General features: G+C 66.4%; 23 protein-coding genes. 13 read left to right on the forward strand and 10 right to left on the reverse strand.

Annotation, left to right across the window (positions count from 1 at the left end):
• Positions 1 to 96: 96 nt before the first annotated feature.
• The 5 genes from ASC83_RS01410 to ASC83_RS01430 form a co-directional block, all read right to left on the reverse strand.
• The gene (locus tag ASC83_RS01410; RefSeq protein ID WP_056057001.1) at positions 97 to 2331 is read right to left on the reverse strand and encodes an NADP-dependent isocitrate dehydrogenase; all 2235 of its coding nucleotides are present in this window, start codon (positions 2329 to 2331) and stop codon (positions 97 to 99) included.
• A gap of 241 nt (positions 2332 to 2572) precedes the next feature.
• Complete coding sequence (gene pdeM / locus ASC83_RS01415) at positions 2573 to 3310, reverse strand: ligase-associated DNA damage response endonuclease PdeM (RefSeq protein WP_082522311.1); 738 nt, start codon at positions 3308 to 3310, stop codon at positions 2573 to 2575.
• Between the two features lie 5 nt (positions 3311 to 3315).
• Positions 3316 to 6045, reverse strand: a complete 2730-nt coding sequence (locus ASC83_RS01420; RefSeq protein ID WP_082522285.1) for a ligase-associated DNA damage response DEXH box helicase — start codon at positions 6043 to 6045, stop codon at positions 3316 to 3318.
• Positions 6042 to 7739, reverse strand: coding sequence for an ATP-dependent DNA ligase (locus ASC83_RS01425; protein ID WP_056057003.1), 1698 nt, complete (start codon positions 7737 to 7739; stop codon positions 6042 to 6044). Before ASC83_RS01425 ends, ASC83_RS01420 begins: the two co-directional genes overlap by 4 nt.
• Positions 7736 to 8803 carry a ligase-associated DNA damage response exonuclease gene (locus ASC83_RS01430; RefSeq protein WP_056057005.1) on the reverse strand — a complete coding sequence of 356 codons (1068 nt, stop codon included), beginning with the start codon at positions 8801 to 8803 and terminating at the stop codon, positions 7736 to 7738. The genes ASC83_RS01425 and ASC83_RS01430 overlap by 4 nt, the downstream gene beginning before the upstream one ends.
• Positions 8804 to 9120: 317 nt before the next feature.
• On the opposite strand from ASC83_RS01430, the gene ASC83_RS01435 reads away from it, so the two are divergent.
• Entirely contained in the window at positions 9121 to 9651 is a 531-nt protein-coding gene (locus ASC83_RS01435) for a BON domain-containing protein (RefSeq protein WP_056057007.1), read from the forward strand.
• A gap of 242 nt (positions 9652 to 9893) precedes the next feature.
• Here the strand turns inward: ASC83_RS01435 and ASC83_RS01440 are convergent, their stop codons facing one another.
• Entirely contained in the window at positions 9894 to 10202 is a 309-nt protein-coding gene (locus tag ASC83_RS01440) for a hypothetical protein (protein WP_156379390.1), read from the reverse strand.
• A 261-nt stretch (positions 10203 to 10463) separates the two neighbouring features.
• Between ASC83_RS01440 and ASC83_RS01445 the strand changes: the two genes are divergently transcribed.
• Positions 10464 to 11939 carry an ABC transporter substrate-binding protein gene (locus ASC83_RS01445; protein ID WP_156379406.1) on the forward strand — a complete coding sequence of 492 codons (1476 nt, stop codon included), beginning with the start codon at positions 10464 to 10466 and terminating at the stop codon, positions 11937 to 11939.
• Between the two features lie 114 nt (positions 11940 to 12053).
• Here ASC83_RS01445 and ASC83_RS01450 read toward each other — a convergent pair whose 3' ends face one another.
• Positions 12054 to 12380 carry a YnfA family protein gene (locus ASC83_RS01450; RefSeq protein WP_200938872.1) on the reverse strand — a complete coding sequence of 109 codons (327 nt, stop codon included), beginning with the start codon at positions 12378 to 12380 and terminating at the stop codon, positions 12054 to 12056.
• Positions 12374 to 13102 carry a helix-turn-helix transcriptional regulator gene (locus ASC83_RS01455; protein WP_056057012.1) on the reverse strand — a complete coding sequence of 243 codons (729 nt, stop codon included), beginning with the start codon at positions 13100 to 13102 and terminating at the stop codon, positions 12374 to 12376. The genes ASC83_RS01450 and ASC83_RS01455 overlap by 7 nt, the downstream gene beginning before the upstream one ends.
• Positions 13103 to 13181: 79 nt before the next feature.
• On the opposite strand from ASC83_RS01455, the gene ASC83_RS01460 reads away from it, so the two are divergent.
• Complete coding sequence (locus tag ASC83_RS01460) at positions 13182 to 13520, forward strand: NIPSNAP family protein (protein WP_056057015.1); 339 nt, start codon at positions 13182 to 13184, stop codon at positions 13518 to 13520.
• A 425-nt stretch (positions 13521 to 13945) separates the two neighbouring features.
• Here the strand turns inward: ASC83_RS01460 and ASC83_RS23285 are convergent, their stop codons facing one another.
• Positions 13946 to 14566, reverse strand: coding sequence for an IPTL-CTERM sorting domain-containing protein (locus tag ASC83_RS23285; RefSeq protein ID WP_162245474.1), 621 nt, complete (start codon positions 14564 to 14566; stop codon positions 13946 to 13948).
• A gap of 131 nt (positions 14567 to 14697) precedes the next feature.
• Positions 14698 to 16122, reverse strand: a complete 1425-nt coding sequence (locus ASC83_RS01465) for an FAD-binding oxidoreductase (protein WP_056057017.1) — start codon at positions 16120 to 16122, stop codon at positions 14698 to 14700.
• A gap of 170 nt (positions 16123 to 16292) precedes the next feature.
• Here ASC83_RS01465 and ASC83_RS01470 point away from each other — a divergent pair, with 170 nt between their 5' ends.
• The 10 genes from ASC83_RS01470 to ASC83_RS01515 all read left to right on the forward strand — a co-directional run bounded on the left by ASC83_RS01470 (position 16293) and on the right by ASC83_RS01515 (position 24768).
• Positions 16293 to 16985 (forward strand): TetR/AcrR family transcriptional regulator, encoded by a 693-nt coding sequence (locus ASC83_RS01470; RefSeq protein WP_056057019.1) that lies wholly within the window; start codon positions 16293 to 16295, stop codon positions 16983 to 16985.
• A 95-nt stretch (positions 16986 to 17080) separates the two neighbouring features.
• The gene (locus ASC83_RS01475) at positions 17081 to 18079 is read left to right on the forward strand and encodes a tripartite tricarboxylate transporter substrate binding protein (RefSeq protein ID WP_056057021.1); all 999 of its coding nucleotides are present in this window, start codon (positions 17081 to 17083) and stop codon (positions 18077 to 18079) included.
• Complete coding sequence (locus ASC83_RS01480) at positions 18076 to 19584, forward strand: carboxylesterase/lipase family protein (RefSeq protein ID WP_056057023.1); 1509 nt, start codon at positions 18076 to 18078, stop codon at positions 19582 to 19584. The genes ASC83_RS01475 and ASC83_RS01480 overlap by 4 nt, the downstream gene beginning before the upstream one ends.
• Positions 19585 to 19692: 108 nt before the next feature.
• Positions 19693 to 20265: a hypothetical protein gene (locus ASC83_RS01485; protein ID WP_056057025.1), complete on the forward strand. Its 573-nt coding sequence runs from the start codon at positions 19693 to 19695 to the stop codon at positions 20263 to 20265.
• Positions 20237 to 20701: a DUF2752 domain-containing protein gene (locus ASC83_RS01490; protein ID WP_056057027.1), complete on the forward strand. Its 465-nt coding sequence runs from the start codon at positions 20237 to 20239 to the stop codon at positions 20699 to 20701. The genes ASC83_RS01485 and ASC83_RS01490 overlap by 29 nt, the downstream gene beginning before the upstream one ends.
• Positions 20702 to 20965: 264 nt before the next feature.
• Positions 20966 to 21760 carry a GntR family transcriptional regulator gene (locus ASC83_RS01495; RefSeq protein WP_056057029.1) on the forward strand — a complete coding sequence of 265 codons (795 nt, stop codon included), beginning with the start codon at positions 20966 to 20968 and terminating at the stop codon, positions 21758 to 21760.
• The gene (locus ASC83_RS01500; protein ID WP_056057032.1) at positions 21757 to 22578 is read left to right on the forward strand and encodes a transporter substrate-binding domain-containing protein; all 822 of its coding nucleotides are present in this window, start codon (positions 21757 to 21759) and stop codon (positions 22576 to 22578) included. Before ASC83_RS01495 ends, ASC83_RS01500 begins: the two co-directional genes overlap by 4 nt.
• A 68-nt stretch (positions 22579 to 22646) precedes the next feature.
• Positions 22647 to 23321: an amino acid ABC transporter permease gene (locus ASC83_RS01505; protein WP_056057034.1), complete on the forward strand. Its 675-nt coding sequence runs from the start codon at positions 22647 to 22649 to the stop codon at positions 23319 to 23321.
• Positions 23322 to 23327: 6 nt separating this feature from the next.
• Entirely contained in the window at positions 23328 to 23981 is a 654-nt protein-coding gene (locus tag ASC83_RS01510) for an amino acid ABC transporter permease (RefSeq protein WP_056057035.1), read from the forward strand.
• Positions 23965 to 24768 (forward strand): amino acid ABC transporter ATP-binding protein, encoded by an 804-nt coding sequence (locus tag ASC83_RS01515; RefSeq protein WP_056057037.1) that lies wholly within the window; start codon positions 23965 to 23967, stop codon positions 24766 to 24768. The genes ASC83_RS01510 and ASC83_RS01515 overlap by 17 nt, the downstream gene beginning before the upstream one ends.
• Positions 24769 to 24796 lie beyond the last annotated feature (28 nt).

Here is a 24796-nt window from a genome sequence, read left to right on the forward strand (position 1 = left end):
AAGCGCCAGGTGCCAATATCTCCAAAAATCACAGTCAGAGCACCTGTCTTCTCACACCGGGTGCAGCCCCGGCCGGGGCCGCCCCGCCGCCTCTGCTTACTTGACGGAGGCAAGCGCCTTGTTCAGCGTGGCGCTCGGGCGCATCACGGCGTCCAGCTTGGCCACGTCGGGCAGGTAGTAGCCGCCGATGTCGGCAGGTGTGCCCTGCACGGCCGCCAGCTCGGCCACGATGGTCTGCTCGTTGTCGGTCAACTGCTTGGCCAGGGGCGCAAACTTGGCGGCCAGCTCGGCGTCTTCGGTCTGTGCGGCCAGTTCCTGCGCCCAGTACAGCGCCAGGTAGAACTGGCTGCCACGGTTGTCCAGCTGGCCGGTCTTGGGGCTTGGGTTCTTGTTGTTGTCCAGCAGCTTGCCCGTGGCAGCGTCCAGCGTCTGGGCCAGCACCTTGGCCTTGCCGTTGCCGGTCTTCAGGCCCAGGTCTTCCAGCGACACGGCCAGCGCCAGGAACTCACCCAGCGAATCCCAGCGCAGGTGGTTTTCTTCCACCAGCTGCTGCACGTGCTTGGGGGCAGAGCCGCCCGCACCGGTTTCGTACATGCCGCCACCGGCCATCAGCGGAACGATGGACAGCATCTTGGCCGAGGTGCCCAGTTCCATGATCGGGAACAGGTCGGTGAGGTAGTCGCGCAGGATGTTGCCGGTGGCGCTGATAGTGTCCAGGCCACGGATCACGCGTTCCAGCGTGTAGCGCATCGCACGCACCTGGCTCATGATCTGGATATCGAGGCCGACGGTGTTGTGCTCGTGCAGGTACATCTTCACCTTGGTGATGAGTTCCTTTTCGTGCGGGCGGTACGAGTCGAGCCAGAACACCACGGGCATGCCGGAGTTGCGGGCGCGGTTGACGGCCAGCTTCACCCAGTCGCGGATCGCAGCGTCCTTGACCTGGCACATGCGCCAGATGTCGCCAGCTTCCACGTTCTGGCTCAGCAGCACTTCGCCCGTGGCCAGGTCGGTGATGTTGGCCACGCCGTCTTCAGCGATCTCGAAGGTCTTGTCGTGGCTGCCGTATTCCTCGGCCTGCTGGGCCATCAGGCCCACGTTGGGCACGGTGCCCATGGTCTTGGGGTCGAATGCGCCGTGCCACTTGCAGAAGTTGATGATCTCCTGGTAGATGCGGGCGAAGGTCGATTCAGGCATCACGGCCTTCACATCCTTCAGGCGGCCGTTGGCGTCCCACATTTTGCCGCCGTTGCGGATCATCGCGGGCATGGAGGCGTCCACGATGATGTCGTTGGGCGAGTGGAAGTTGGTGATGCCCTTGGCCGAATCCACCATGGCCAGCTCGGGGCGGTGCTCGTGGCAGGCGTGCAGGTCGCGCTTGATCTCGTCGCGCTGGCTTTGTGGCAGCGTCTCGATCTTGGCGTACAGGTCCACCATGCCGTTGTTCACGTTCACGCCGAGTTCTTCAAAGGTCTTGGCGTGTTTCTCGAACGCATCCTTGTAGAAGATCTTCACGCAGTGGCCGAACACGATGGGGTGCGACACCTTCATCATCGTGGCCTTCACGTGCAGCGAGAACATCACGCCGGTCTTGCGCGCGTCTTCGATTTCCTTTTCGTAGAACTCCAGCAGCGCCTTCTTGCTCATGAACATGCTGTCGATCACTTCGCGGTCGAGCAGGCTGACCTTGGGCTTGAGGATGATGGCCTTGCCGCTCTTGGTGATCAGCTCCATCTTTACGTCACGGGCGCGGTCCAGCGTCATGGACTTTTCGCCGTGGTAGAAGTCGCCAGCGTGCATGTGCGAGACGTGCGAACGCGAGGCCTGGCTCCACTCGGCCATGCTGTGCGGGTTCTTGCGTGCGTATTCCTTCACGGCCTTGGGCGCGCGGCGGTCAGAGTTGCCTTCGCGCAGCACGGGGTTCACGGCCGAGCCGATGCACTTGCCGTAGCGGGCCTTGATCTCTTTTTCCTTGTCGTCCTTGGGCTGGTCCGGGTAGTCGGGCAGGGCGTAGCCCTTGGCCTGCAGCTCGGCGATGGCGGCCTTGAGCTGCGAGACGGACGCACTGATATTGGGCAGCTTGATGATGTTGGCGTCGGGCTGCAGCGTTTTCTTGCCCAGCTCGGCCAGGGTGTTGGGAGCGCGCTGGTCTTCCTTCAAAAACTCGGGAAACTCGCCCAGCACGCGGGCGGCCACGGAGATGTCGCTCTCCGTCACATTGATGCCTGCGGGCGCCGCGAACGTGCGGACGATGGGCAGGAAGGAGGCCGTGGCCAGACGGGGTGCTTCGTCGGTCAGGGTGTAGATGATGGTCGGTTGCTGGGTCGTCATGGCTTGTCTCACGAAACAGAGTAGGTAGGTGCCCCCGGCTGCGTCGCAGCGGGGCCAAACGCGGATGCTCTCTGATTCTCCTTGCTCGGGGCTGTCACTGCCCGCTGTTTTTGCAATCGAATCTCACAATGCAAAATTATCATAAGCCCAGGGCACTTTTTTTCACCAAATAGGTGGTAATCACCCTGCGGCCTTCTGCAGTTTGATCCCGTTGGCGCTCGCGCGCCACCCCCCGCAGACCCTAGGAACCCCCCCCAGGAACAGCCACCACGCGGCCAGGCAGGACGGCAAACTGCGTCCAGTGCGCGGGCAGGGTGTCGGGCGCCGTGCCGGTGAAAGCCCCGAAGGCGGGCAGGATCAACTGCCCGTCGCCCCACCCGAAGCAGGGCGCCCGCAGCGCATCGCGTGCAGGGCCGCGCAGCCGCAGCGTGGGGTGCAGATGCCCTGCGAGCACCGTGTGGCCTGCCACAGCCTGAGGGTGGTGGCAGGCCAGCACCGGCGCATCGGCACAGGGCCACCAGGGCTCGTTGACCAGCGCCACTGCCAGCGCGGCCGGCGGGTCGCCCGCATGCAGGTCATGGTTGCCGCGCACCAGGGTCATCGCCACACGGGCATGGCGCTGGCGCCAGGGCAGCAGCTGCTGCCACAGCGCATCGGCCGCGCCGCTGCGCGCGTGCAGAAAGTCCCCCAAGAACACCAAGTGGTCGGCACCGGTGGCAGCGAGCACCGCATCCAGCCGCGCTAGGTTGTCCGCCGTCGTGCCATGGGGCACCGGCTGGCCCGCGCGGCGGAAGGTGGCGGCCTTGCCGAAATGCACATCCGCCACCAGCGCCACGCGCGCGGCGGGCCACCACAGGGCGCGCTGGGGCAGCAGTTGCAGTGCGGTGCCGCAGGGCAGGGCAATGGCGTGCGCACCGATGGGGAGCGTAGGGACTGCCGGCGTGCCGAGGGCTGCGGTGTGAAGGGGGAGCGAGGTCATGGTGCTCACAATCCGTGGCGTCTGCGGGTGCGGCGGGGGGTGTCCCCGCCCGCTGCACGGCGCGCGCGTTGTGTGCGGGCGCCGGAGCTATCGGGCAGGTCCCACGCCATATCTGTGGACTGCACCGCGTGCTGCGCCAGGTGGGTGCCCGTGGTCGCGTCGGCCGCCTGCTCCAGCGTCTGCACCATGCGCGCCAGACGGTCGGCCAGGGTCTCGGTGCTCAGGCGCTCGCGAAAGCGTTCCACCATCAGCGGCAGGGCAAACGGGGTGGGGCGCTCCAGGGCGTGGATGGACAGGGTCTGCGCCTGCATGCCGCGCAGCGTGCGGGCCAGCCGGTCCATGTCCAGCTCGTTCGTCAGCAGCTCGGCGCGTGCCTGGGCCAGCAACAGGTTGTCGGGGTCGTACTGCGCAAACACGTCGTAGTACAGCGACGACGAGGCCTGCAGCTGGCGGCTGCTGCGCTGCTCGCCCGGGTGGCTCTGAAAGATCAGGCCCGCGATGCGCGCGATCTCGCGAAAGCGCCGGCGCGCCATCTCGGTGGCATTCAGGCTGGCCAGCACTTCGTCTTCGAGCCCGCTGCCCATGGTGGTGTGCGTGCCTTCGCCAATCAGGCGCGGCAGCAGCGTGGCCCAGTCCACGGGCTTGGCCGACAGTAACTCCAGTCCGTAGTCGTTGACCGCGATGGAGAAGGTGTTGGGCACCTGCTGCGACGCGCGCCAGCCCAGCAGCCCGGCCAGGCCCAGGTGCACCAGGCGCCCCGCCAGCGGGTACAGGTACAGGTGCCAGCCCTCACGCGTGTGCAGGGTCTCGGCCACCAGGCGGCTGGGTGTGGGCAGGGCCGACCAGGCCTGCTGCAGCTCCAGCAGCGGCTGGGCGCAGCGCATCTCGGGCGTGGAGAACTCGCCGTGCTCGGCCTGCGCCAGCTGCTCCAGCATCGCATCGGCCAGCAGGCCGCAGGTGGTGATGATGGCCACGGTGGCCGAGCCCTGGGCGGCGCGCAGGGCCAGAGAGATGATGGTGCGCACCAGCTCCAGCAGCCGGCCTGCAAACATGAACACATCGCCCTTGCGCAGCCGGGCGATAAAACTCTCTTCCACCGACCCCAGGCGCCCGCCGCTCACAAACTGCACCTGCATGCTGGCATCGCTCACGATGGTGCCGATGTTGCTGCGGTGGCGGCGCGCCAGGCGGGCATCGGGCACGCGCCAGATACCTTCGTCGTCGGGCACCACGCGGTGAAAGTCCGGGTAGGTGGCCAGCGATGCGCCGCCCTGGCGCACGAACTGCAGCGCCCACTGCCAGTCGTTGTCAGCCAAGGCAGCGTAGGCGGGTGTGCGGCGCACCTCGGCCAGCAGCGCATCGGGCACAAAGCCGCCGCCCAGCGCCACGGTGACCAGGTGCTGCACCAGCACATCGAGCGGCGCACGCGGCGTGTGCCGGTCTTCAATGCGGCCCTGCGCCAGCGCGTGGCGTGCGGCGGCGGCTTCCACCAGCTCCAGACTGTGCGTGGGCACCAACGTGATGCTGGAGCTGCGACCCGGCGCATGGCCCGAGCGGCCCGCACGCTGCACCAGCCGCGCCACGCCCTTGGCCGAACCGATCTGCAGCACCTGCTCCACCGGCAAAAAGTCCACGCCCAGGTCCAGGCTCGATGTGCAGACCACAGCCTTGAGCTGCCCGGCTTTGAGGCCGTGCTCCACCCAGTCGCGCACCTCATGCCCGAGCGACCCGTGGTGCAGTGCGATGGTGCCGGCCCAGTCGGGCCGTGCCTCCAGCAGCGCCTGGTACCAGCGCTCTGCTTGCGACCGGGTGTTGGTGAACACCAAGGTGGACGCTGCCGCTTCGATCGACTGCACCACCTGCGACAGCAGGCTCAGCCCCATGTGGCCCGCCCACGCAAAGCGGTCGGCACGCGCAGGCAGCATCACCTGCACCTCCAGCCGCTTGTCGATACGGCCCTGCACCAGTACGGCGGGCGGTGGCTGTGACCCCTCCGGCACTGGCTGCGGCAGCAAGGTGTGCAGCGCCTCCTCCAGGTTGCCCAGCGTGGCCGACATGCCCCACACCTGCAGCGCCGGGTTCCAGCCCGACAGGCGCGCCAGCGCCAGCTGCACCTGCACGCCGCGCTTGTTGCCCACCAGTTCATGCCACTCGTCCACCACCACCAGGCGCACGCTGGCCAAGCGCTCGCGCGCATCGGCGCGGGCCAGCAGCAGCGAGACGCTTTCGGGCGTGGTCACCAGCAGCGTGGGCAGGCGGCGGTCTTGCGCGGCGCGTTCGCCGCTGGCGGTGTCGCCGGTGCGCAGGCCGCTGGTCCAGTCCGGCGCCAGATCCGGCAGCGGCGCTGCCAGCGCGCGTAGCGTGTCGGCGGCCAGGGCGCGCATGGGGGTGATCCACAACACCGTGAGCGGCGGCGCTGCCGCGCGGCGCGTGCGCAAGGCCGTGCGCGCGCTGGCCTGTGCAGTCGATGCTGCAGGCTCGCCGGTCAGCGCCAGGTGCTGCAGCGCGCCCAGCCACACGGCATAGGTCTTGCCCGCGCCGGTGGTGGCATGCAGCAGGCCCGAGCGCCCCTCGCCCATGGCGCGCCACACCTCCTGCTGGAAGCCGAAGGGCTGCCAGCCACGTGCGGCCATCCAGCCTGAAGCCGCACCCGCAGGCTTCGTTGCCGCAGAGGCCACCGTGGCAACGGCGGCCTCCCCGGGCACTGGCTTGCGCGGGCGGCGGGCTGTGCTCATGCGGGCGTGTCCTGCCCCGGCAGCAGGGCCATCAGCGTCTGCAAGGTGTCGGCTTCGGCCACGGGCTTGTCCTGGCGCCAGCGCAACATGCGTGGAAAGCGCACGGCGATGCCGCTCTTGTGGCGCGGGCTTTTAGCGATGCCCTCGAAGCCCAGCTCGAAGACCTGGGTCGCATCCACGCTGCGCACCGGGCCAAAGCTTTCGCGCGTGGTCTTGCGGATGATGGCGTCCACCTGCGCGATCTCGGCATCGGTCAGGCCCGAATAGGCCTTGGCAAAAGGCACCAGCTGCCGGTCTGGGTCGTCCTGCGGCCCGGTCCACACGGCAAAGGTGTAGTCGGTGTAGAGGCTTGCGCGGCGGCCATGCCCACGCTGGGCGTAGATGAGCACCGCATCCACGCTCATGGGGTCGATCTTCCACTTCCACCACACGCCCACCTCCTTGGTTCGGCCCACGCCATAGTGGGCGCTGCGGTGCTTGAGCATGAAGCCCTCCGTGCCCATGCTGCGCGCGGCCTCGCGCTGGCGCGCGAGGTCGGCCCAGTCGGAGCCGTGCAGCAGCGCGCTCAAGCGCAGGGCCTTGTGGGGCGGGGGGGCGATGGCGGTGTCATTGGGCGGCTGCAGCGTGGCCTCCAGCAGTGCGCGGCGGGCCTCTTGGGGCTGCTGGCGCAGGTCCTGCCCCGCATGTTCGAGCAGGTCGTAGGCCACCAGCACCACGGGCAGCTCGCGCAGCAGCTTGGGGGTCAGCGTCTTGCGGCCCAGGCGTTTTTGCAGGTCGGCAAAGGGGCGGGGCTGGGGCTCATCGGGCAGCCACACGAGGATCTCGCCATCGACCACCGTGCCATCGGGAAGCTGCGCCATCGCGGCCTCGGCCAGCTCGGGAAAGCGGTCGGTCACCAGCTCCTCGCCACGCGACCACACCCACACCTCGCCCGCACGTCGCACGATCTGCGCACGGATGCCGTCCCACTTCCATTCCACCAGCCAGTCACCTGGCGTGCCCAGCAGGGTGGGCATCTCGGCCACGGGCTGGCTGAACGGGTGGGCGAGGAAGAAGGGGTAGGGCTGGCCTGCATCGGCAGCATCCTGCGCACAGGCATCGTCATCCACCGGCGCGATCAGCGCCTGGTAGTCGCTGGCCTGCGGCTGCCGGCCGATCTGCGTGTAGCCCATCAGCCGGTGTGCGATGCGCTTGGGGTCCAGCGCGCTCACGGTGGCCAGCGCCTGCGTGACCTGCAGGCGCGACACCCCCACGCGGAAGTTGCCGGTAATGAGCTTGAAGTACACAAAGCGCTGCTCAGGTGCCAGCCTGTCCCATTGCGTGCGCAGGCGGGCGTCGGCCTCATCGGGCGGCTGGGTGCGCAGGGGTAGCAGCTGGGCCATCCATTCGGCCAGTGTCAGTTCGGTGGGCTGGGCGGGCGGGGGTAGCAGCAGGGCCAACGTTTCGGCCAGGTCGCCCACGGCCTGGTAGCTTTCTTCAAACAGCCACTCGGGCAGGCCAGCGGCCTCTTGCGCCAGCGCTTTCAGGCGCTTGGTGGGCACCATCTGGCGGGGTTTGCCGCCTGCGAGAAAGTACGTGGCCCAGGCTGCATCGGCGGGCGGTGCCACGCGCAGGTAAGCCACCAGGGCCGCGAGTTTGGCCGACTGCGCGGTGGTGGCGTCGAGCGCCTGGAACAGCTGGGCAAAGGCCTTCATGCGGCTGCCTCAGGTGTGGGTGTGCTGCCTGGCACCTCAAGCGCCGCCCCTGCATCGTCCTCGTTGTCATCGGCGCCGTATTCGGTGGCGAACACCTGGGCGTCCAGCCCTTGCTCGCACAGCCAGCGCACCATCACGGCCGTGCTGCCGTGCGTCACGATGACGCGCTCCGCGCCCGTGGCGCCAATGGCTTTTTGCAAGCTGGGCCAGTCGGCGTGGTCGCTCATCACAAAGCCCCGGTCCACCCCCCGGCGTCGGCGTGCGCCGCGCACCAGCATCCAGCCGCTGGCAAACGCGTCGGAGTGTTCTCCAAACCGCTTGAGCCAGGGGGTGCCCGCTGCCGAGGGCGGCGCCAGCACGAGCGCGCGTTTCAAGTCCGCCTTGGTCAGGCCGGGATCCGTCACGCGCAGCGTGGGCGGCAGGTCCACGCCCGCCGCGCGGTACACGGCGTTGAGCGGCTCCACTGCCCCATGCACCACGATGGGCCCGATGCTGGCATCCACCCCGTGCAGCAGCCGCTGCGCCTTGCCGAATGCGTAGGCGTACAGCACGCTGGCCTTTCCTGCCGCTGCATTGGCAGCCCACCAGGCATTGATGTCGGCAAACAGCGCGGGCTGCGACGGCCAGCGGTAGATGGGCAGGCCGAAGGTGGATTCGGTGATGAAGGTGTGGCAGCGCACCGGCTCGAACGGCGGGCAAGTGCCATCGGCTTCCAGTTTGTAGTCGCCCGAGGCCACCCACACCTGGCCGCCTTGTTGTTCGACGCGCACCTGGGCCGACCCCAGCACATGCCCGGCCGGGTGCAGCGAAACGCGCACGCCATGGTGGTTGATGACCTCGCCGTAGGCCAGCGTCTGCAGCGCGATGTCCGCCCCCAGCCGGTTGCGCAGCGTGCCCGCGCTGTCGTGGTGCGCCAGGTAGTGGGCCGAGCCCATGCGTGCGTGGTCTGAGTGGGCATGCGTGATCACGGCCCGCTCCACCGGCCGCCAGGGGTCGATGTAGAAGTCGCCAGGCGGGCAGTACAGGCCTTCGGGGCGGTGGACGATCAATTCGTTGCAGGACATGCGTGTGGCATCGTAGGCGGCAAGGCAAAGTCGGTGGGGCTGCCCGGGTTTGCCCGGTGGGGTGTTGCAGGCACTTTTGACGTCCAATCTGCCACAAGCGCCGGTATTGCATGTCTCATTTGCTATCAATAATGAAGCATATTGACCTGTTGGGCCGTGCCGCTCAAGGCGCGTCCCTGCCCATCATCCCGCCATCGGTTGCGCCGTCTGCAGGACTGCGCCGCGTTCTGCGCGTGGTCGCCTGTCTTTACGGCAGAAAACCACGCCCGTACGATGGCGGTCGCCTGCGGCCCAGACCCGCAGCCAGGGACTCATCCATGCGCATGTATCCGTCGTATCGGTCGCTTTTTGTCGTGCTCTACGGCCCGGTTTTGGGCCTCGTGGCCGCATCAGCCGGCGCCCAGGCCCCTTCGGGCGCCGCGCCGCGCACCAACGCCTTCAACGACCCCTTCGTCCAAGTCACCCAAGCCATCCCGCAATGCCCCGTGCCCGAAGGGCCTCTGTACACCGAGGCCGAGGTGCGCGAACTGGCGCATGTGCGCTCTCAGCATGGCGGCAGCTGCCACCGCGTGGGGCGCTGTCGCCTGCCCAACTCCTACCTCTACGACGCCGAGATCATCCCGCGCGTGCAGCGCTACATCCAGCAGGACGGCCGCTTTGACGACACCAGCGTGTGGGTGCTGGGCGAGCGGCGGCTGGTGACGCTCAAGGGCTGCGTGCAGTCGCAAGCGCAGTCTGATGCGCTGGAGAAGGCTGTGTGGCTGGTAGACGATGTAATGGGGGTGATCAACCTGCTGCAGGTGGGGACGGATGCAGCGGCGGCGCGGTACCCGTTGCTCAGACCTTGACGGCGCCCTGAACAAGGGCAGGCTGCGCTTCAGTCGAAATGGGTGATTGAGAAACGCACACTCGCCTGGCCGTTGTTCTTAGGCAGTGCATGCATGCCCAATACAACCAAGTCTCCTCGTGCCGACCGGTATTGCACTTCACGGAGGGTAGGCACCACCGTACTCAGGTTGGTGCTGTATGCGGGTGTGGGGTCCGTGCCGTCACGGGATGCTGTGGAGTGCTGCAGCCCCTGGCCCAAGAGTTAAGCATCCAAGGCATTCCAGACCCGCTCGCCTGCGCCAGCTGCCGTGGTGAAGCCAAGCTGCGATTGCGGCGGCTTGTTGCCATCGCCCACCGATCCGAAGTATTCCTGATCCTCTGCACCCTCCGGTACTCCCAGGCTTCGAATCAATCGCGATATGCCCGCGTAGTAAACAGGAGATCCGGGCTGCGCCACGAAATCCTCCATAGAAAACATGTAGCCAATGGTGATGAGCAGGCCACACAGGGCGGCGAAGGCTACACCCGCCAGGGAAGAAAGGATCACGGTTCGGATGGAGGTGCGGCTCATAGGGCAGATCGTTGGGCACCGGATTGTGGTGCTGAGCAACGTGTCCTACCGGGATTTCCATGGTCTCCAGACCCATTCATGTGCTGCAAAGTGTTGCCTTTCATTCACGAGGAGTTATCTGTGCAGCTGCTGTCTTCCCCGCTTTTGTCTAGATACCTGCCAGCCGTGTCCATCGCCGCTGTGGCACTGCTCCCCTGCCTGCTGCCCAACTATGCCTGGGCCAAACCCTTCAAGTGGTCCGGCTCCAGCGACATCCAGACCATGGACATCCATTCGCAGAACAGCGCTCTGGGCAACGGCATCCATGCGGCGGTGTACGAGTCGCTGGTCATGTTCAACAGCCGCACGCTCAGGGTGGAGCCGCTGCTGGCCACGTCGTGGCAGCAGGTCAGCCCCACGCAGATGCGCTTCAAGCTGCGCCACGGCGTGAAGTTCAGTGACGGCTCTGCCATGACAGCGGACGACGTCGTGTATTCGCTGCAGCGTGCGATGAGCAAGACCTCCACCTACGCCATCTACACCCAGGGCATGGACCGCATTGCCAAGGTGGATGGCGAGACCATCGACATCTTTCTGAAGAACCCCAACCCGGTGCTGCTCAACCAGCTGACCGAGCTGCGCGTGATGAGCAAGGCCTGGGCTGAGAAGAACAACGCGGTGGAGCCGAAGGACATCAAGGCCAAGGACGAGACCTATTCGCACCGCAACGCCATGGGGACAGGCCCGTACGTGCTCAAGGAATGGGTGCCCGACCAGAAGATTGTGTTCGCTGCCAATCCGGGCTGGTGGAACGCAGGCAAGGCGGAAGGCAACGTGACCGAGATCACCTATCTGCCCATCAAGTCCGAGGCGACGCGCATTGCCGCGTTGCTGTCCGGCGAGGTGGACATGGTGCGCGACACCAGCATCCAGGACCTGAGCCGTATCAAGGCCAACCCGAACCTCAAGGTCATGGAGATGGTGGAAAACCGCACCGTGTACCTGGCCATGGACCAGTTCCGCGACGAACTGGCGGGCAGCAACATCAAAGGCAAGAATCCGCTGAAAGACCTGCGCGTGCGCAAGGCGCTGTACCAGGCCATCGATGGCGCAACACTGCAGCGCGTGACCATGCGCGGCATGTCCAAACCCACGGGCGCGATGGTGTCGCCCCTGGTCAACGGGTGGACCGAGGCGGTGGACAAGCGTCTGCCCTATGACCCCAATGCCGCCAAAGAACTGCTGACGCAGGCCGGCTACAGCGATGGCTTTGAGGTGGACTTTGCCTGCAGCAACAACGCCATCGTGCAGGACGAGCAACTGTGCCAGGCGATCACCGCCATGTGGTCGCGCATCGGCGTCAAGGCCAAGCTGCGCACCATGCCCGCCGTGAGCTACTACCCCATGGCCCAGCGGCACGAGGCCAGCATCGCGCTGCTGAGCTGGGGCGTGCCCACGTTCGATGCGCTGTACACGCTGCAGTCGCTCACCCGCAGCAAGACCACGGGCGGCGACGGCAACTACAACCTGGGCCGCTACAGCAACGAGCGCATGGACTACATCGTGGACCGCGTGAAGACTGAGACAGACCTGCCCGTGCGCAACCGCCTGCTCACCGAAGGCCTGCAGCTGCAGAACGACACCGTGGCCCACATCCCCCTGCACAACCAGATGCTGGCCTGGGCCATGAAGAAAAACGTGGAGCTGGTGCAGCGGCCGGACAACCGTATCGACTGGCGGTTGATCAAGGTGAATTGAGCCCTCTGGCGCCACAGCCTTTGAGGCTGGCGCTGCCCATGCCAGTGCACCCGTGGAACCGGCTTTGCCGGGCCCCCCATGGGCGAAAGCGCCGAAGGCGACTCAGGGCGGCACTCAGTGCTCGGGCTGCAGCATGATGATCGCCATGCCCGCCAGCGCGACCAGAACGCCCGCCACATCCCAAGGCGTGGGGCGGATGCCATCCACCGCCCACAGCCATACCAGTGCCACCCCGATGTAGACCCCGCCGTAGGCTGCATACACGCGGCCTGCGCCTGCGGTATCGTGCAGCGTCAAGAGCCATGCAAACAGGGCCAGGCTCGCTGCAGCAGGCAACAGGAGCCACGCGGGCTTGCCGTGCTTGAGCCACAGCCAGGGCAGGTAGCAGCCCACGATTTCGGTGAGGGCCGTAGCGATGAAAAGCAGCAGGGTATTCAGCATGGTGCGGGGCCTTGTGCGGCACGGGAGTTCGGGGCATCCGGGTGGGTGGCCAGCCACTGGCGCAGCGCCAGCTCGCCCTTGGGGGTGAAGTGCACAACGCGCGAGTCCTGAGCGCGTTGTGCCCATCCCCCGTCGAAGAGGCGCTGCAGCAGCGCCGCGCCCAGGGCGCCGCCCAGGTGGTGGCGGCGCTCGCTCCAGTCCAGGCAGGGGCGGCACACCATGCGCCGCTGCTGCGCCAGCGTGGATGTGTCGATACCCACGTGCGCAAACCACCGCGCGCCAGCGGGCGTGATGGTCGTCCCCTGGGGCGTGGCCTGCAGCATGCCCTGGCGCACCAGCGCTTCATAAAACTGCACGCCCACCTCGCCCGCCAGGTGGTCGTAGCACATGCGCGCGCGGCGCAGTGCTGGCTCCCGGGGGCTGGCGCGCAGCCGCACGGCACCGGCGCGAAACGCCACGTTCATCAGTGATTCCAGCAAGTGCGCCACATCGCGGTCCGCCAGCCGGAAGTAGCGGTGCCGACCCTGGCTCTCCACGGCGATCAGGCCTGCATCCAGCAGCTTGGCGAGGTGGGCGCTGATGGTCTGCTTGGTCACGCCTGCAATGTCAGCCAGCTCGGTGGCCGTGAGCGCGCGGTCCGCCATCAGGGCGGTGAGGACTTCGGCGCGTGCGCTGTCGCCGATGAGCGCGGCAATGCGCGCGATGTGGGGGCCGTCTTTCATGGTTCGATCTTGGGCGAACCATTGATGGCCGTCAACCGCCTATCGTGAAGCCCTTGTCCACCAACCTCTCCTGAACGCCATGATCACATGCTTCATTCGCTACGAAATTGATCCCTTTCAGCGCGAGCTGTTCGCCGAATACGCACGCCGCTGGGGCCAGATCATTCCCCGCTGCGGTGGTCATCTGCTGGGCTACTTCCTGCCGCACGAAGGCAGCAACTACGAGGCCTGGGGCCTGATCGGCTTTGAGTCCCTGGCTGCCTACGAGGCCTACCGTGCGCGGCTGCGCGCAGACCCGGAAGGCCGTGCGAACTTTGCACTGGCGCAGGATAAGCGCTTCATTCTTCGCGAGGAGCGCACGTTCACACAGGGGGTGGAAGGCACGCTGGACCTGCCGACCCACTGTGGGGCGCCCTAACGTTTTTGCACTCCCGCGTGTCCTAACGCTCGTGGCAGCCGCGTATGACTTGACCGATTTAGTTCATAGCGGAGAGTGTCCGGTCTGTTTGATGTCTGCGTGCTTTGAGCACGAGCTTGCTGCGGAGGCGTCTGCTGCACTTACCGCTTCGGACCCAATGACCGACGAGAGCCTCACTCTAGGTCCTGTCCAGAGTTTATTCACGAGCGGAGCAGAGAAAGCAACGTGTGCAATGCACGTAGTGTTGATCGGTCTGTGTCGGGGCTTCCGCAACCACCGGGTCCTGTTCATCTAGGCCCAGTTCCGCTCGATCGTCATATGTCCGTGCCCCCTCAAGCTTTTGCAACTCGCTGAGCTAAGCCTCTCGCTCAATGACGTTCTTCGTGCAATCGCCTTTTTCTTGGTCGCCCCGAAGTGGTAGATACCTATCGCGATCTGTTATGACGTCGAATGCCGACAACGCCGCTCAAGCCCAATACCGAAACGAGCGCAATCAAACCCCATTCTGATAGTGTAGGAATCGACGCAGGGCTCGCGGCAAGAATGTTCAATGTGATGGTGTCCGAACTCCCGCCATTGCTGAGCGTGTAAGCGTAACTACCGGGTGTGAGCCCGGCACTGGCAAGGGTAGCACCTGCGAACGTCATCGTTGCTACCAAGTTGGTGGCCGATGTCCAACCGGTGGGTCCCCAGAATCCTGATGCCAAGTTGGGCTGAAAGAAGTATGAGACCCCGGCGTTTGTTGGTCCTGTAAGGCTCGCTCCCGTGCCAAAGTCAGTATTGGGCGTAATGGTCGTACCAAGGCATTGCTGCTGCGATGATCCCACTGCACCGAATGCGAGGCCAGCGTTGACACCCGTATCCATGCCATTGGCGCTCGAGACGGTTGGGCCACCTATCCCCGTGCAAACAGCGGTATTCAGCGTGCCTGTTGAATTGACTACCAAACTAGAACCAACTTGCTGAATCGTCACCGTCACCGCAGCTTGCGCAACTGTCCCGCTGATCAGCAAGGCGGCTAGCATGGTTTTAATTGGGCTTTTCATGATTACTACTACTGGGCTGTGAGATGTAACAGTGTACGGTCTCATCAGGTGCAGGGTAACCAACCGGACTGTCTTATCCGAGAACGAATGTGGCGCAGGCGACCTGTAGCCAGACTCTCTTCGGCACTGTCTCAAAGCGCAAAAATCTTTCCAGGATTGAGAATATTTTTGGGGTCCAACGCCCGCTTGATGGCGCGCATCATGTCCACCGCGCCGGTGCCGGTCTCGTCCAGCAAAAAACCCATCTTGTGGATGCCCACGCCGTGCTCACCGGTGCAGGTGCCGCCCATGCTGAGGGCGCGGGCAACCAGGGTGTGGTTCATGGCTTCGGCCTTGGTGCGTTCTTCGGCGCTGTTGGGGTCGATGAGGTAGCCAAAGTGGAAGTTGCCGTCGCCCACGTGGCCGACGAGGAAGTAGGGGATGCCGCTGGCTTCGACCTCGTCCACCGATTCGAGCAGGCAATCGGCCAGGCGGCTGATGGGCACACAGGTGTCGGTGCTGATGGCGCGGCAGCCGGGGCGGCTTTGTACGGCCGCGAAGTAGGCGTTGTGCCGCGCGGTCCACAGGCGCGTGCGCTCTTCGGGCGTGCTGGCCCATTCAAAGGCCTGGCCGCCGAATTCGCTGGCAATGTCTTGCACCATCTCGGCCTGTTCCTTCACGCTGGCGGGTGAGCCGTGGAACTCCATCAGCAGCATGGGTTCTTCGCGCAGGGTCAGCTTGCTGTGCGCGTTCACCATGCGCACGGTGTGGTGGTCTATGAGCTCCACACGTGCAATCGGCACGCCGATCTGGATGATCTGGATGGTGGTGCGCACGGCCGCTTCGATGCTGGGGAAGGAGCAGATGGCGGCGCTCACCGCCTCGGGCAGCGGGTACAGGCGCACGGTGATCTCGGTCATGATGCCCAGCGTGCCCTCGCTGCCCACCATCAGGCGCGTGAGGTCGTAGCCCGCGCTGCTCTTCTTGGCGCGGGTGCCAGTGTGGATGACTTCGCCGCTGGCAGTGACCACCTCCAGCGCCAGCACGTTCTCGCGCATGGTGCCGTAGCGCACGGCGTTGGTGCCGCTGGCGCGCGTGGCGCTCATGCCGCCGATGCTGGCGTCGGCGCCGGGGTCGATGGGGAAGAACAGGCCGGTGTCCTTGATGGCTTCGTTCAGTGCCTTGCGTGTGATGCCGGGTTGCACGGTCACCGTGAGGTCTTCGGCGTTGATGCTGAGCACCTGGTTCATGCGGCTCACGTCGATGCTGATGCCGCCCTGCACGGCCAGCAGGTGGCCTTCGAGCGACGAGCCCGCGCCGTAGGGGATCACGGGCACTTCGTACTGGCTGGCCAGCTTCACCGCATCGGCCACGTCCTGCGTGCTTTCGGCAAACACCACGGCGCTGGGCGGTGGGGCCTGCAGCGAACCTTCGTCGCGCCCATGCTGCTCGCGCACAGCCTGGGCCAGCGAGCACTGCGCGCCAAAGCGGGCCTGCAGCGCATCAATGAGGGCTTGCGGAACGTCGCGCAGTTGGATTTCGGGCAGCAGGTGGGCGGCAGCGGTGGGGGCGTTCATGGTGTGTGTCTCCGGTGGGTGCGGTCAGTGAGAAGCATTCTAGGTTCGGCCCCGTGGCCGGGCCCTGGGTGATCCACCTTGGGCCCGGGTGGGGATGCGGGTATTCACGGGCTTGCTGGTCAGCGGGGGTATAAATACATTACGTTCGAAATGTATATTGTGAAAGCGCCATGAACCACCGTGTTTCCCCCAAGGCCGGGACGCGCCGCACCCATGCCGAGCGCAGCGCCGCCACCCGCCAGCACCTGATCGCCACGGCCATCGACGTGATCCAGCACCGCAGCCTGGAGGAGATGTCCATCCACGAGCTGGCCAAGTCGGCGGGCATGACCTCGGGCGCGGTGCAGCACCACTTCGAGTCGAAGGCGGTGCTGATGATGAACGTGCTGAGCGAGCTGATCGAGTCCACCGTGCGCTCGGGCGAACTCTGGCCCAGCGCGGCACTGCCCGCGCGCGAGCGGGCGGCGAAGTTTGTGCAGGCGGTGTGGCGCCTGGTCTACGCGCAGCCGCGTTTCATCGTGGCCTGGAACATCTACCTGGGCTGCCGCAACCAGACCGAGGTGCTGGGCCACATTGCCGAGCTGCGCCAGAGCGTGCAGGCGCGCATGCACGAAGGCTTTTTCAGCGCCTTCCCCGAGCTGGCAGCAGAACCCGACCGCGATGGACTGCTGGGCCTCGTGCTGTCGTCGCTGCGCGGGCTGGGGCTGCTGCAGCTGTTTGCGCCTGCACCGCCCACCGTGTCCGATACCGTCCAGCAGGCACAACTGGCTTGCCTGGCCGACTGGATTGCCACCCGGTGCGAAGCGGCTGCGCCATCAACGGCCGCCGCTGTGTCCACCAAGGCACGTACACGCCGTCGCTGACCCCTTTTGTCTGCCTGCTTGTCGTGCGGCATCTCCCGCCTGCACGCCACGCATCGCGGACATCCATCGAAGAAAACATTACCAGGAGACACACCATGACCTCAGCTTTTACGCGCGTTCCAAGCATGGTCGCGCTGGCCGCGCTCGCCTGCCTGGCCGGTGGCGCCCAGGCGCAGCTGCCTGCTGCCTACCCGGCCAAACCCATCCAGCTCATCGCCCAGCAGCCGCCCGGCAGTGGCTCGGACGCCATGACGCGGGTGTGGGCCGACTGCGCCGCGCGCGAGTTGGGTCAGCCCGTCGTGGTGCAGAACAAGCCCGGGGCCAACGGCATCCTGGCCGTCAACTACCTCAAGGCCCAGCCTGCAGATGGCTATAACCTGCTGAGCATCGGCATGTCGCAGATGACCATCACGCCCTACGTCTACAAGCAGCAGCCCTACGATCCGCTGCGCGACTTTGACGGCGTGGCCGTGCTGGGCACGTCGCCGCTGGTGCTGGCAGTGCCCGCAGGGCAGGGCATTGCCAACCTGGCCGATCTGCAAAAGCTGGCGCGGTCCACGCCGGGCGGGGTCAACTTCGGGTCGCCGGGCAAGGGCAGCCCAGCGCACCTGCTGACCTCGGCGTTGATAGAAAAGCTGGGTGTGCCCGGCACCCATGTGCCTTTTGTGGGTGAGGGCGCGGGCCTCACCGCGCTCATGGGCCAGCAGATCCATGCGATGACGCTGGTGATTGGCACGGCAGCAGCACAGGTCAAGGCGGGCAAGCTGGTGCCGCTGGCGCTGTTTGGTGCGCAGCGCTCGCCGTTGCTGCCCGATGTGCCGACCATCGCCGAAGCCTTGCCCGCTGCCAGCGACCTGGCGCGGCCCGCGTGGATTGCCGTGGTGGCCAAGGCCGGCACGCCCCCCGAGTTGCTGAACCGGCTCAATGCGGTCACTGAGAAGTGTCGGGGTGGCGATTCGCAGTACAAGACCCGCCTTGAAGCCATGAACGTCACGCTCACTGCCACCGCACCTGCCGATGCGCGCACCTGGGCGGCGCGTGATGCGGCCGTGTGGCGCCCGCTGATCGACAAGCGGGGCCTGGCCACGGAATGACGGCGGGCACTGCAGAGCCTCAGGTCACGCTGGCCCACGGTGGGCAGCTGCGCGGCCTGTGGGAGGAGGGCGTGCGTGTGTTCCGTGGCATGCCGTACGCGCAAGCGCCACGCGGCGCGCTGCGGTTTGCGGCGCCGTTGCCCACATTGCCGTGGTCTGGTGTGCGCGATGCCACCGCGTTTGCGCCCATGGCACCGCAGCTGGCCCGCAGCGCCCGTGCCGATGCGCCCATGCTGGGGGGCGATGACTGCCTGGCGGTCAATGTGTGGGCGCCAACCGCCGAGCCCGGCGCCCACCTGCCCGTCATGGTCTGGGTGCATGGCGGAGGCTTCTTTCGCGGCGCGGCCAGCGAGCCGCTGTATGACGGGGCAGCGCTGGCGCGGCGCGGCGTGGTGCTGGTGTCGGTGCAGTACCGGCTGGGCATTGACGGGTTTTTACACTTCGAGGGCGAGGAGCACGCTGCGCCCGCCAATCGCGGCCTGCTGGATCTGCTGATGGCACTGCAGTGGGTGCGCGACCATATCCACGCCTGGGGCGGAGATGCGGGGCGCACCACGGTGTTCGGCCAGTCGGCCGGTGCCGGGGCCTTGGCCTGTCTGATGGGCATGCCCGCGTCGCGTGGGTTGTTCCAGCGCGCCATTCTGCAAAGCCCCAGCGTCGCCTGCCAGACCTTGCAGGAGGCCGCTGCGGCGCGCCATGCCGTGGCCGTGCTGGCGGGTGTGGAGCCCACCCTGGCTGCACTGGGCGCGGCGCAGCAGGCTGCTGTGCTGCACGCCGTACACCGGCTGGCCTCCGAGCCTGCCCTGCGGCAACAGCACGGGCTCGGCGGACGCAACTTCTTTCCCTTGCGGCCCGTGGTCGATGGACGGGTGCTCACCGCACCGCCGTTGGAGGCGCTGGCGCAGCAGTGGGCTGACCAGCCGCCGGCCCTGCAGGTGCTGGTGGGCAGCAACGCGCAGGAGATGCGCCTGTACCACGTGCCCGGCGGTGCCATTGACCGGGTGACAGAGGCGCAGGTCCATGCCTTTGCGCAGGACGTGGGCTTGAATGCCTCCGCCGCACAGGCCCTGCGAAGCATGCTGCCACCCGCGCAGCAAACGCCTGGGGAGTGGCTGTGTGCGCTGCAATCCGACTACTACTACCGTGTGCCTGCGCAGCGCATTGCCGCGCTGGCCCACCGCTGGGCCCGCAGCGCCCATGGTTATGAGTTCACCTGGCCCTCGCCGCAGTGGCGTGGGCGCTTGGGCGCAGCGCATGGGGTGGAGCTGCCGTTTGTGTTCGGCAATCTCCACACGCCCACAGGGCAGGAACTCACGGGGCCGACGCCGCCCGCTGCGCTGGCCGAGGCACTTCAGCAGCGCTGGGTGGCGTTTGCGCGGGATGGCAACCCTGGATGGGCGCCGTATGCCGGTGCACAGCCACCGGTCCAGCATGTGGGCGAAACGCTGTTTTGTGCGCCCCACACGCAGCCGGAGCGGTTTGCGCTGTGGGAGGGAGTTCTGTAGCGACCCTCTCTCAGGGCTCACCCGTCAGGGGTACCACAGCGGCCGTTGGCTCGCTACACTGAGCCAGCGCTTGCGCGCGACTGACCAACTACAGAGAGAGGGATTGCCATGGCTTCAGCCAGTGTGGGAGATTGCCTGTCGGGTGCCTGGGGCACCTTCAAGAAAAACGTCCTCACCCATGTGGTGTGCACCTTGCTGGTGATGGTGGTCGCCGGCATCAGCGCGGGCCTGCTGGCCGGGCCCATGATGGTGGGCTACATGCGCATGATCGAGCGCGAGACGCGCGGCGAAGCGGTGCAGATCGGCGACGTCTTTCGGGGCTTTGACGACTTTGTGCCCGCCTTTGTGGCGGGGCTCATCAGTTCGCTGGTGGTGTCGCTGGGCTTCATGCTGTGTTTCATCCCCGGCTTGCTGGTCATGGCGCTGCCCCCGGTGGCACTGTTCCTCGTGGCGCGCGGCGAGCGCGATGGCGTCGCGGCTTTCAGCCAGGCCTGGGCCATCGTGACCAAGAACCTGGGCTCGGCGTTCTTCTGCTCGCTGGTGCTGGGCATCGTGGGCTCGCTGGGTTTCCTGCTGTGCTGGGTGGGTGCGCTGCTGACACTGCCGCTGTCCACCATCGGCTCCTACTACATGGCACGCCAGCTGGTGGGCGATGAGCCGGTGGCCCTTCCTCCCCTCTGACCCCGGCCCCGCAGTGGTGCCGGTGGGCAGCCCACCCGCCTGGCAGCCTTTGGGCGGAGGCGATCGGCGGCAGCGACTGGCGTTGGGCCTGGGCTGGCCGCTGGCCATGGCGGCCACGCCCTGGTGGCTGGGGCAGGGCGGGCTGGGTCTGGGTTGCGGGTTTCTTGCGCTGACGGGCATACCCTGCCCGCTGTGCGGCGGCACGCACGCGTGTGCGGCCCTGGTCCAGGGCGATTGGGCGGCCGCCTGGGCAGCCAACCCGGGTGCGCTGGTGTTGCTGCTGTGGCTGTCGCTGCTGGCGGGCCAGGCGGTGGTCGAAGGCGCTCAGGGCCGCCGCCGCGTGGCGCGCTGGCCCTGGTGGCACCCGGCAGTGTTTGTCGTGTTGGGCAGCGGGTTGGTGCTGTCCTGGCTCTCGCGCCTGGCCGGGCTGGTGTAGCCGCTCGCTGGGTCCTTGGGTCTTGGTACTTCCTCTTCGTGAGGTGACCGCCTTCTATGGCCGTCTGAGTGCCCTGCGCAGCCGGTGGCCCGCCAACGCCAGCGCCTGCACCACATCCATGCACCAGCATCCCTTTGGTTCAGGCTAGCGCAGCCCCACGCATCGTTGCGGGGCAGGCTGCCCCATGGTGCACAGCCTCCGTGCGCCAGGCTGGTGCATTCAGCTTGTATACCAGTTGGCACGGAACCTGCGATACCGCAGGCAATGACCACCGCCACCGAGATCAGCAACCGCATCATCGAAGCCGTGATGGCGCAAAAGCTCGCGCCCGGCTCCCGCCTGGGCGAGCAGCAGCTGGCCATGCTGTTCGACTGCAGCCGCACCATCGTGCGCGAGGCGCTCACGCGGCTGGCCACACGGGGCATCGTCACCGTCAGTGCCCGGCGCGGCTGGTATGTGATCGAGCCGTCGCAGGACGAAGCGCGCGAGGCCTTTGAGGCGCGCCGCGTGATCGAGCTGGGCCTGCTGCACCAGCTCAAGGTGGTGGACAAGACGGCGCTGCGCCAGCTCAAGAGCCACCTGCAACGCGAAAAAGCCGCGCTGGCGGGCACCGATGTGGGCATGCGCAGCTTCTTGCTGGGGGACTTCCATGTGTGCCTGGCCGAATGCCTGGGCAACAGCCTGCTGGCCGACACGCTGCGCGACTTCACGGCGCGCACCACGCTGATTGCCATGCTCTACCAGTCATCGCACGATGCGGCGCAGAGCTGTGCCGACCATGTGCGCATCGTCGAGGCGCTGGAAGCGGGAGACATTGCCGGCGCCGAGGCACTCATGTCCGAGCACATCGGCACCGTGCAGTCGGCCCTGCGCCTGCAGGCCAGCAGTGACCCGCTGGCCGGGCTACGCGATGCGCTGGCGCCGGTGCGCAAAAGCCCCGCTCAGGCCACCCCAACAGCCCGCGCGCGCAAGCCCCGCGCCGCCCCCAGTTCCATCCCCCCAGCGTCTGACCCAGACGCACCTGCCGACGCATCCACCTACCTAGGAGCCCTGCTATGACCACCGTCCGCACCGTCACTTCGTCCACCCGCCGCCTGACCCTGGGCGTGCTTGCCGCCACCGGCCTCGCAGCGGCCCTGATGGCACCTGCAGCCCACGCGCAGAACGCGCTGGACAACATCCTCAAGGCCAAGGAAATCAAGATCGCCATTCCCACCGACTACCCGCCCTACGGCTTTGTCGGCACCGACCTCAAGCCCCAGGGGCTGGACGTGGAGATGGCCAACTACATCGGCACCAAGCTGGGCGTGAAGGTCGAGCTGATCCCCGTGACCAGCGCCAACCGCATCCCGTACCTGCAAACGCAGAAGGCTGACCTCGTGATCTCCACGCTGGGCAAGAACCCCGAGCGCGAGAAAGTGATCGACTTCACTGCGGCCTACGCACCGTTCTTCCAGGCCGTGTTTGCGAGCAAGAGCCTGAACATCAAGAGCTTTGCCGACCTGGCGGGCAAGACGGTGGCCGTGACGCGCGGCGCCATGGAAGACCAGGAGCTGGCCAAAGTCGCGCCTCCCGGCGTGGACGTGAAGCGCTTTGAAGACCACGCCGCCAGCATTGCGGCCTTTGTGTCGGGCCAGACGCAGGCCATTGCGACCAGCGCATCGACGGCGGGCACCATCATGGTCAAGAACCCCAACCTGGCCACCGAATACAAGCTGCTCCTCAAGGACAGCCCGAACTTCATCGGTGTGGCCAAAGGCGAAGACAAGCTGCGCCTGCGCGTGAACGAAATCATTGCCGAGGCCCGCAAGTCGGGCGACATCGACAAGCTGTCGAACAAGTGGCTGGGTCGTCCTGCGGGTGACCTGCCCCTGTGATGCGGCGCACAGGATGAACTGCTGAAACCCAGGGGCCTGCGGCGCGACAAGCGGCGCAGGGCACAAGCATGCTGATTGCGCTCGATTTTTCCGCCGTCCTCACGTCGTGGCCGTTGCTGGTGCGCGGCGTGGTCTGGACCATAGCCCTCACCATTGTGGGCACCGTGCTGGGCCTGCTGCTGGGCACGGTCTGCGCCTGGGCGCGTGCGCGCAACCTGGGCCACCGGCCCACTGCGCTGCGCTGGGCCGTGGCCAGCTATGTGGAGCTGGTGCGCAACACGCCTTTCATCGTGCAGCTGTTCTTCCTGTTCTTCGGGCTGCCCGCGCTGGGGCTCAAGCTCTCGCCCGAGTTTGCATCGGTGCTGGCCATGGTGATCAATCTGGGCGCGTATTCCGCCGAGATCATCCGCGCAGGCATCGAGGCCACGCCACGCGGCCAGATCGAAGCCGCGCACAGTCTGGCGCTCACGCCGGGCCAGACCTTCCGGCGCGTGGTGCTGCCGCCCGCGCTGCAAAAGGTGTGGCCCGCCATGGTCAGCCAGATCATCATCGTGATGCTGGGCTCGGCCGTGTGCGGGCAGATCTCCACGCCCGAGCTGAGCTACGCCGCCAACCTGATCTCCAGCAACACCTTCCGCGCTTTCGAGGCCTTCATCCTGGCCACTGCCGTGTACCTGGTGCTGTCCATGCTCACCCGCCGCCTGCTGATGTGGGTGGGCGCCCGATTCTTGGTGGGGAGGTAAATCGAGATGGTTGAATTTTCCCTGTGGGACATCCTGCGCAACCTGCTGCTGGCAGCGCGCTGGACGGTGTCCCTGTCCCTCATCGCCTTCATCGGTGGTGGCCTGGTGGGCCTGGTGCTGCTGGTGCTGCGCCTGTCCAAAGTGCGTGGCGTGGACCGCGCCGTGGGCGCTTATGTGCAGGTGTTCCAGGGCACGCCGCTGCTGATGCAGCTGTTCCTGGCCTACTTCGGCATTGCGCTGTTCGGTATCAAGACCTCGCCGTGGACGGCTGCTGCGGTGGCGCTCACGCTCTACACCAGTGCCTACCTCACAGAGATCTGGCGCGGCTGTGTGGCCTCCATCCCCAAGGGGCAGTGGGAGGCGGCGCAGAGCCTGGCGCTCAACTTTGGCGAGCAGCTGCGCCACGTGGTGCTGCCGCAGGCGCTGCGCATCGCGGTGCCGCCCACGGTGGGCTTTCTGGTGCAGGTGATCAAGGGCACGGCGCTGGCTTCGGTCATCGGCTTTGTGGAGCTGACCAAGGCGGGCAGCATGATCTCCAACGCCACCTACAAGCCCTTCCTCGTCTACGCCTGCGTAGCGCTGCTGTATTTTGTTTTGTGCTTCCCGGTGAGCCTGGTGGCGCAGTCCCTTGAAAGGAAACTCCATGGCCATCGCCGCTGAAGCCTCCGCAACCAAACCCACCCCTGCGCACGACGGCATCGTGGTGGGTGAGCCGCCCATTGTGGACATCACTGCGCTGCGCAAGTCCTATGGCAGCAACGAAGTGCTCAAGGGCATTGACCTGAAAGTGCAGCGCGGCGAGGTCATCGCCATCATCGGCAAGAGTGGCTCGGGCAAGAGCACGTTGCTGCGCTGCGTGAATGGGCTGGAGGAGTTCCAGGAAGGCGCCCTCAGCGTCAACGGCCAGAAGCTGCTGCACGACAGCCCCGCCGCCATGCGCGCGCTGCGCCAGCAGGTGGGCATGATCTTCCAGAGCTTCAATCTGTTTCCGCACCTCTCTGTGGGCCGCAACATCATGCTGGCGCCCACGCTGGTGAAGGCGCGCGATGCCAAGGCGGCCGAGGCGCAGGCGCGTCAGCTTTTGGCGCGCGTGGGGTTGGCCGAAAAGTTTGACGCCATGCCCGACCAGCTCTCGGGCGGGCAGCAACAGCGCGTGGCCATTGCGCGCGCACTGGCCATGGAGCCGCAGGTGCTCCTGTGCGACGAGATCACCTCGGCGCTGGACCCTGAACTGGTGGGTGAGGTGCTGCGCGTGGTCGAATCGCTGGCGCAAGAAGGCATGACGCTGATGATGGTCACGCACGAGATGGCGTTCGCCCGCAAGGTGAGCGACCGTGTGATCTTCATGCACCAGGGGCGGGTGCATGAGCAGGGCACGCCTGCCCAGCTGTTTGGAAGTCCGCAGACGCCTGAGCTGCAGCAGTTTTTGTCATCGTTGCACGACTGAAATTCATTTGCTGCTGCTTGTACGCACA

Source organism: Acidovorax sp. Root402, assembly GCF_001425125.1.
Lineage (GTDB): Bacteria > Pseudomonadota > Gammaproteobacteria > Burkholderiales > Burkholderiaceae_C > Acidovorax > Acidovorax delafieldii.

Excerpts from the sequence above, each read along its gene's own strand:
- ASC83_RS01410 (WP_056057001.1), bottom strand. The coding sequence starts at position 2,331 with ATGACGACCCAGCAACCGACCATCATCTACACCCTGACCGACGAAGCA.
- pdeM (WP_082522311.1), bottom strand. The coding sequence starts at position 3,310 with ATGACCTCGCTCCCCCTTCACACCGCAGCCCTCGGCACGCCGGCAGTC.
- ASC83_RS01420 (WP_082522285.1), bottom strand. The coding sequence starts at position 6,045 with ATGAGCACAGCCCGCCGCCCGCGCAAGCCAGTGCCCGGGGAGGCCGCC.
- ASC83_RS01425 (WP_056057003.1), bottom strand. The coding sequence starts at position 7,739 with ATGAAGGCCTTTGCCCAGCTGTTCCAGGCGCTCGACGCCACCACCGCG.
- ASC83_RS01430 (WP_056057005.1), bottom strand. The coding sequence starts at position 8,803 with ATGTCCTGCAACGAATTGATCGTCCACCGCCCCGAAGGCCTGTACTGC.
- ASC83_RS01435 (WP_056057007.1), top strand. The coding sequence starts at position 9,121 with ATGCGCATGTATCCGTCGTATCGGTCGCTTTTTGTCGTGCTCTACGGC.
- ASC83_RS01440 (WP_156379390.1), bottom strand. The coding sequence starts at position 10,202 with ATGAGCCGCACCTCCATCCGAACCGTGATCCTTTCTTCCCTGGCGGGT.
- ASC83_RS01445 (WP_156379406.1), top strand. The coding sequence starts at position 10,464 with ATGGACATCCATTCGCAGAACAGCGCTCTGGGCAACGGCATCCATGCG.
- ASC83_RS01450 (WP_200938872.1), bottom strand. The coding sequence starts at position 12,380 with ATGCTGAATACCCTGCTGCTTTTCATCGCTACGGCCCTCACCGAAATC.
- ASC83_RS01455 (WP_056057012.1), bottom strand. The coding sequence starts at position 13,102 with ATGAAAGACGGCCCCCACATCGCGCGCATTGCCGCGCTCATCGGCGAC.
- ASC83_RS01460 (WP_056057015.1), top strand. The coding sequence starts at position 13,182 with ATGATCACATGCTTCATTCGCTACGAAATTGATCCCTTTCAGCGCGAG.
- ASC83_RS23285 (WP_162245474.1), bottom strand. The coding sequence starts at position 14,566 with ATGAAAAGCCCAATTAAAACCATGCTAGCCGCCTTGCTGATCAGCGGG.
- ASC83_RS01465 (WP_056057017.1), bottom strand. The coding sequence starts at position 16,122 with ATGAACGCCCCCACCGCTGCCGCCCACCTGCTGCCCGAAATCCAACTG.
- ASC83_RS01470 (WP_056057019.1), top strand. The coding sequence starts at position 16,293 with ATGAACCACCGTGTTTCCCCCAAGGCCGGGACGCGCCGCACCCATGCC.
- ASC83_RS01475 (WP_056057021.1), top strand. The coding sequence starts at position 17,081 with ATGACCTCAGCTTTTACGCGCGTTCCAAGCATGGTCGCGCTGGCCGCG.
- ASC83_RS01480 (WP_056057023.1), top strand. The coding sequence starts at position 18,076 with ATGACGGCGGGCACTGCAGAGCCTCAGGTCACGCTGGCCCACGGTGGG.
- ASC83_RS01485 (WP_056057025.1), top strand. The coding sequence starts at position 19,693 with ATGGCTTCAGCCAGTGTGGGAGATTGCCTGTCGGGTGCCTGGGGCACC.
- ASC83_RS01490 (WP_056057027.1), top strand. The coding sequence starts at position 20,237 with ATGAGCCGGTGGCCCTTCCTCCCCTCTGACCCCGGCCCCGCAGTGGTG.
- ASC83_RS01495 (WP_056057029.1), top strand. The coding sequence starts at position 20,966 with ATGACCACCGCCACCGAGATCAGCAACCGCATCATCGAAGCCGTGATG.
- ASC83_RS01500 (WP_056057032.1), top strand. The coding sequence starts at position 21,757 with ATGACCACCGTCCGCACCGTCACTTCGTCCACCCGCCGCCTGACCCTG.
- ASC83_RS01505 (WP_056057034.1), top strand. The coding sequence starts at position 22,647 with ATGCTGATTGCGCTCGATTTTTCCGCCGTCCTCACGTCGTGGCCGTTG.
- ASC83_RS01510 (WP_056057035.1), top strand. The coding sequence starts at position 23,328 with ATGGTTGAATTTTCCCTGTGGGACATCCTGCGCAACCTGCTGCTGGCA.
- ASC83_RS01515 (WP_056057037.1), top strand. The coding sequence starts at position 23,965 with ATGGCCATCGCCGCTGAAGCCTCCGCAACCAAACCCACCCCTGCGCAC.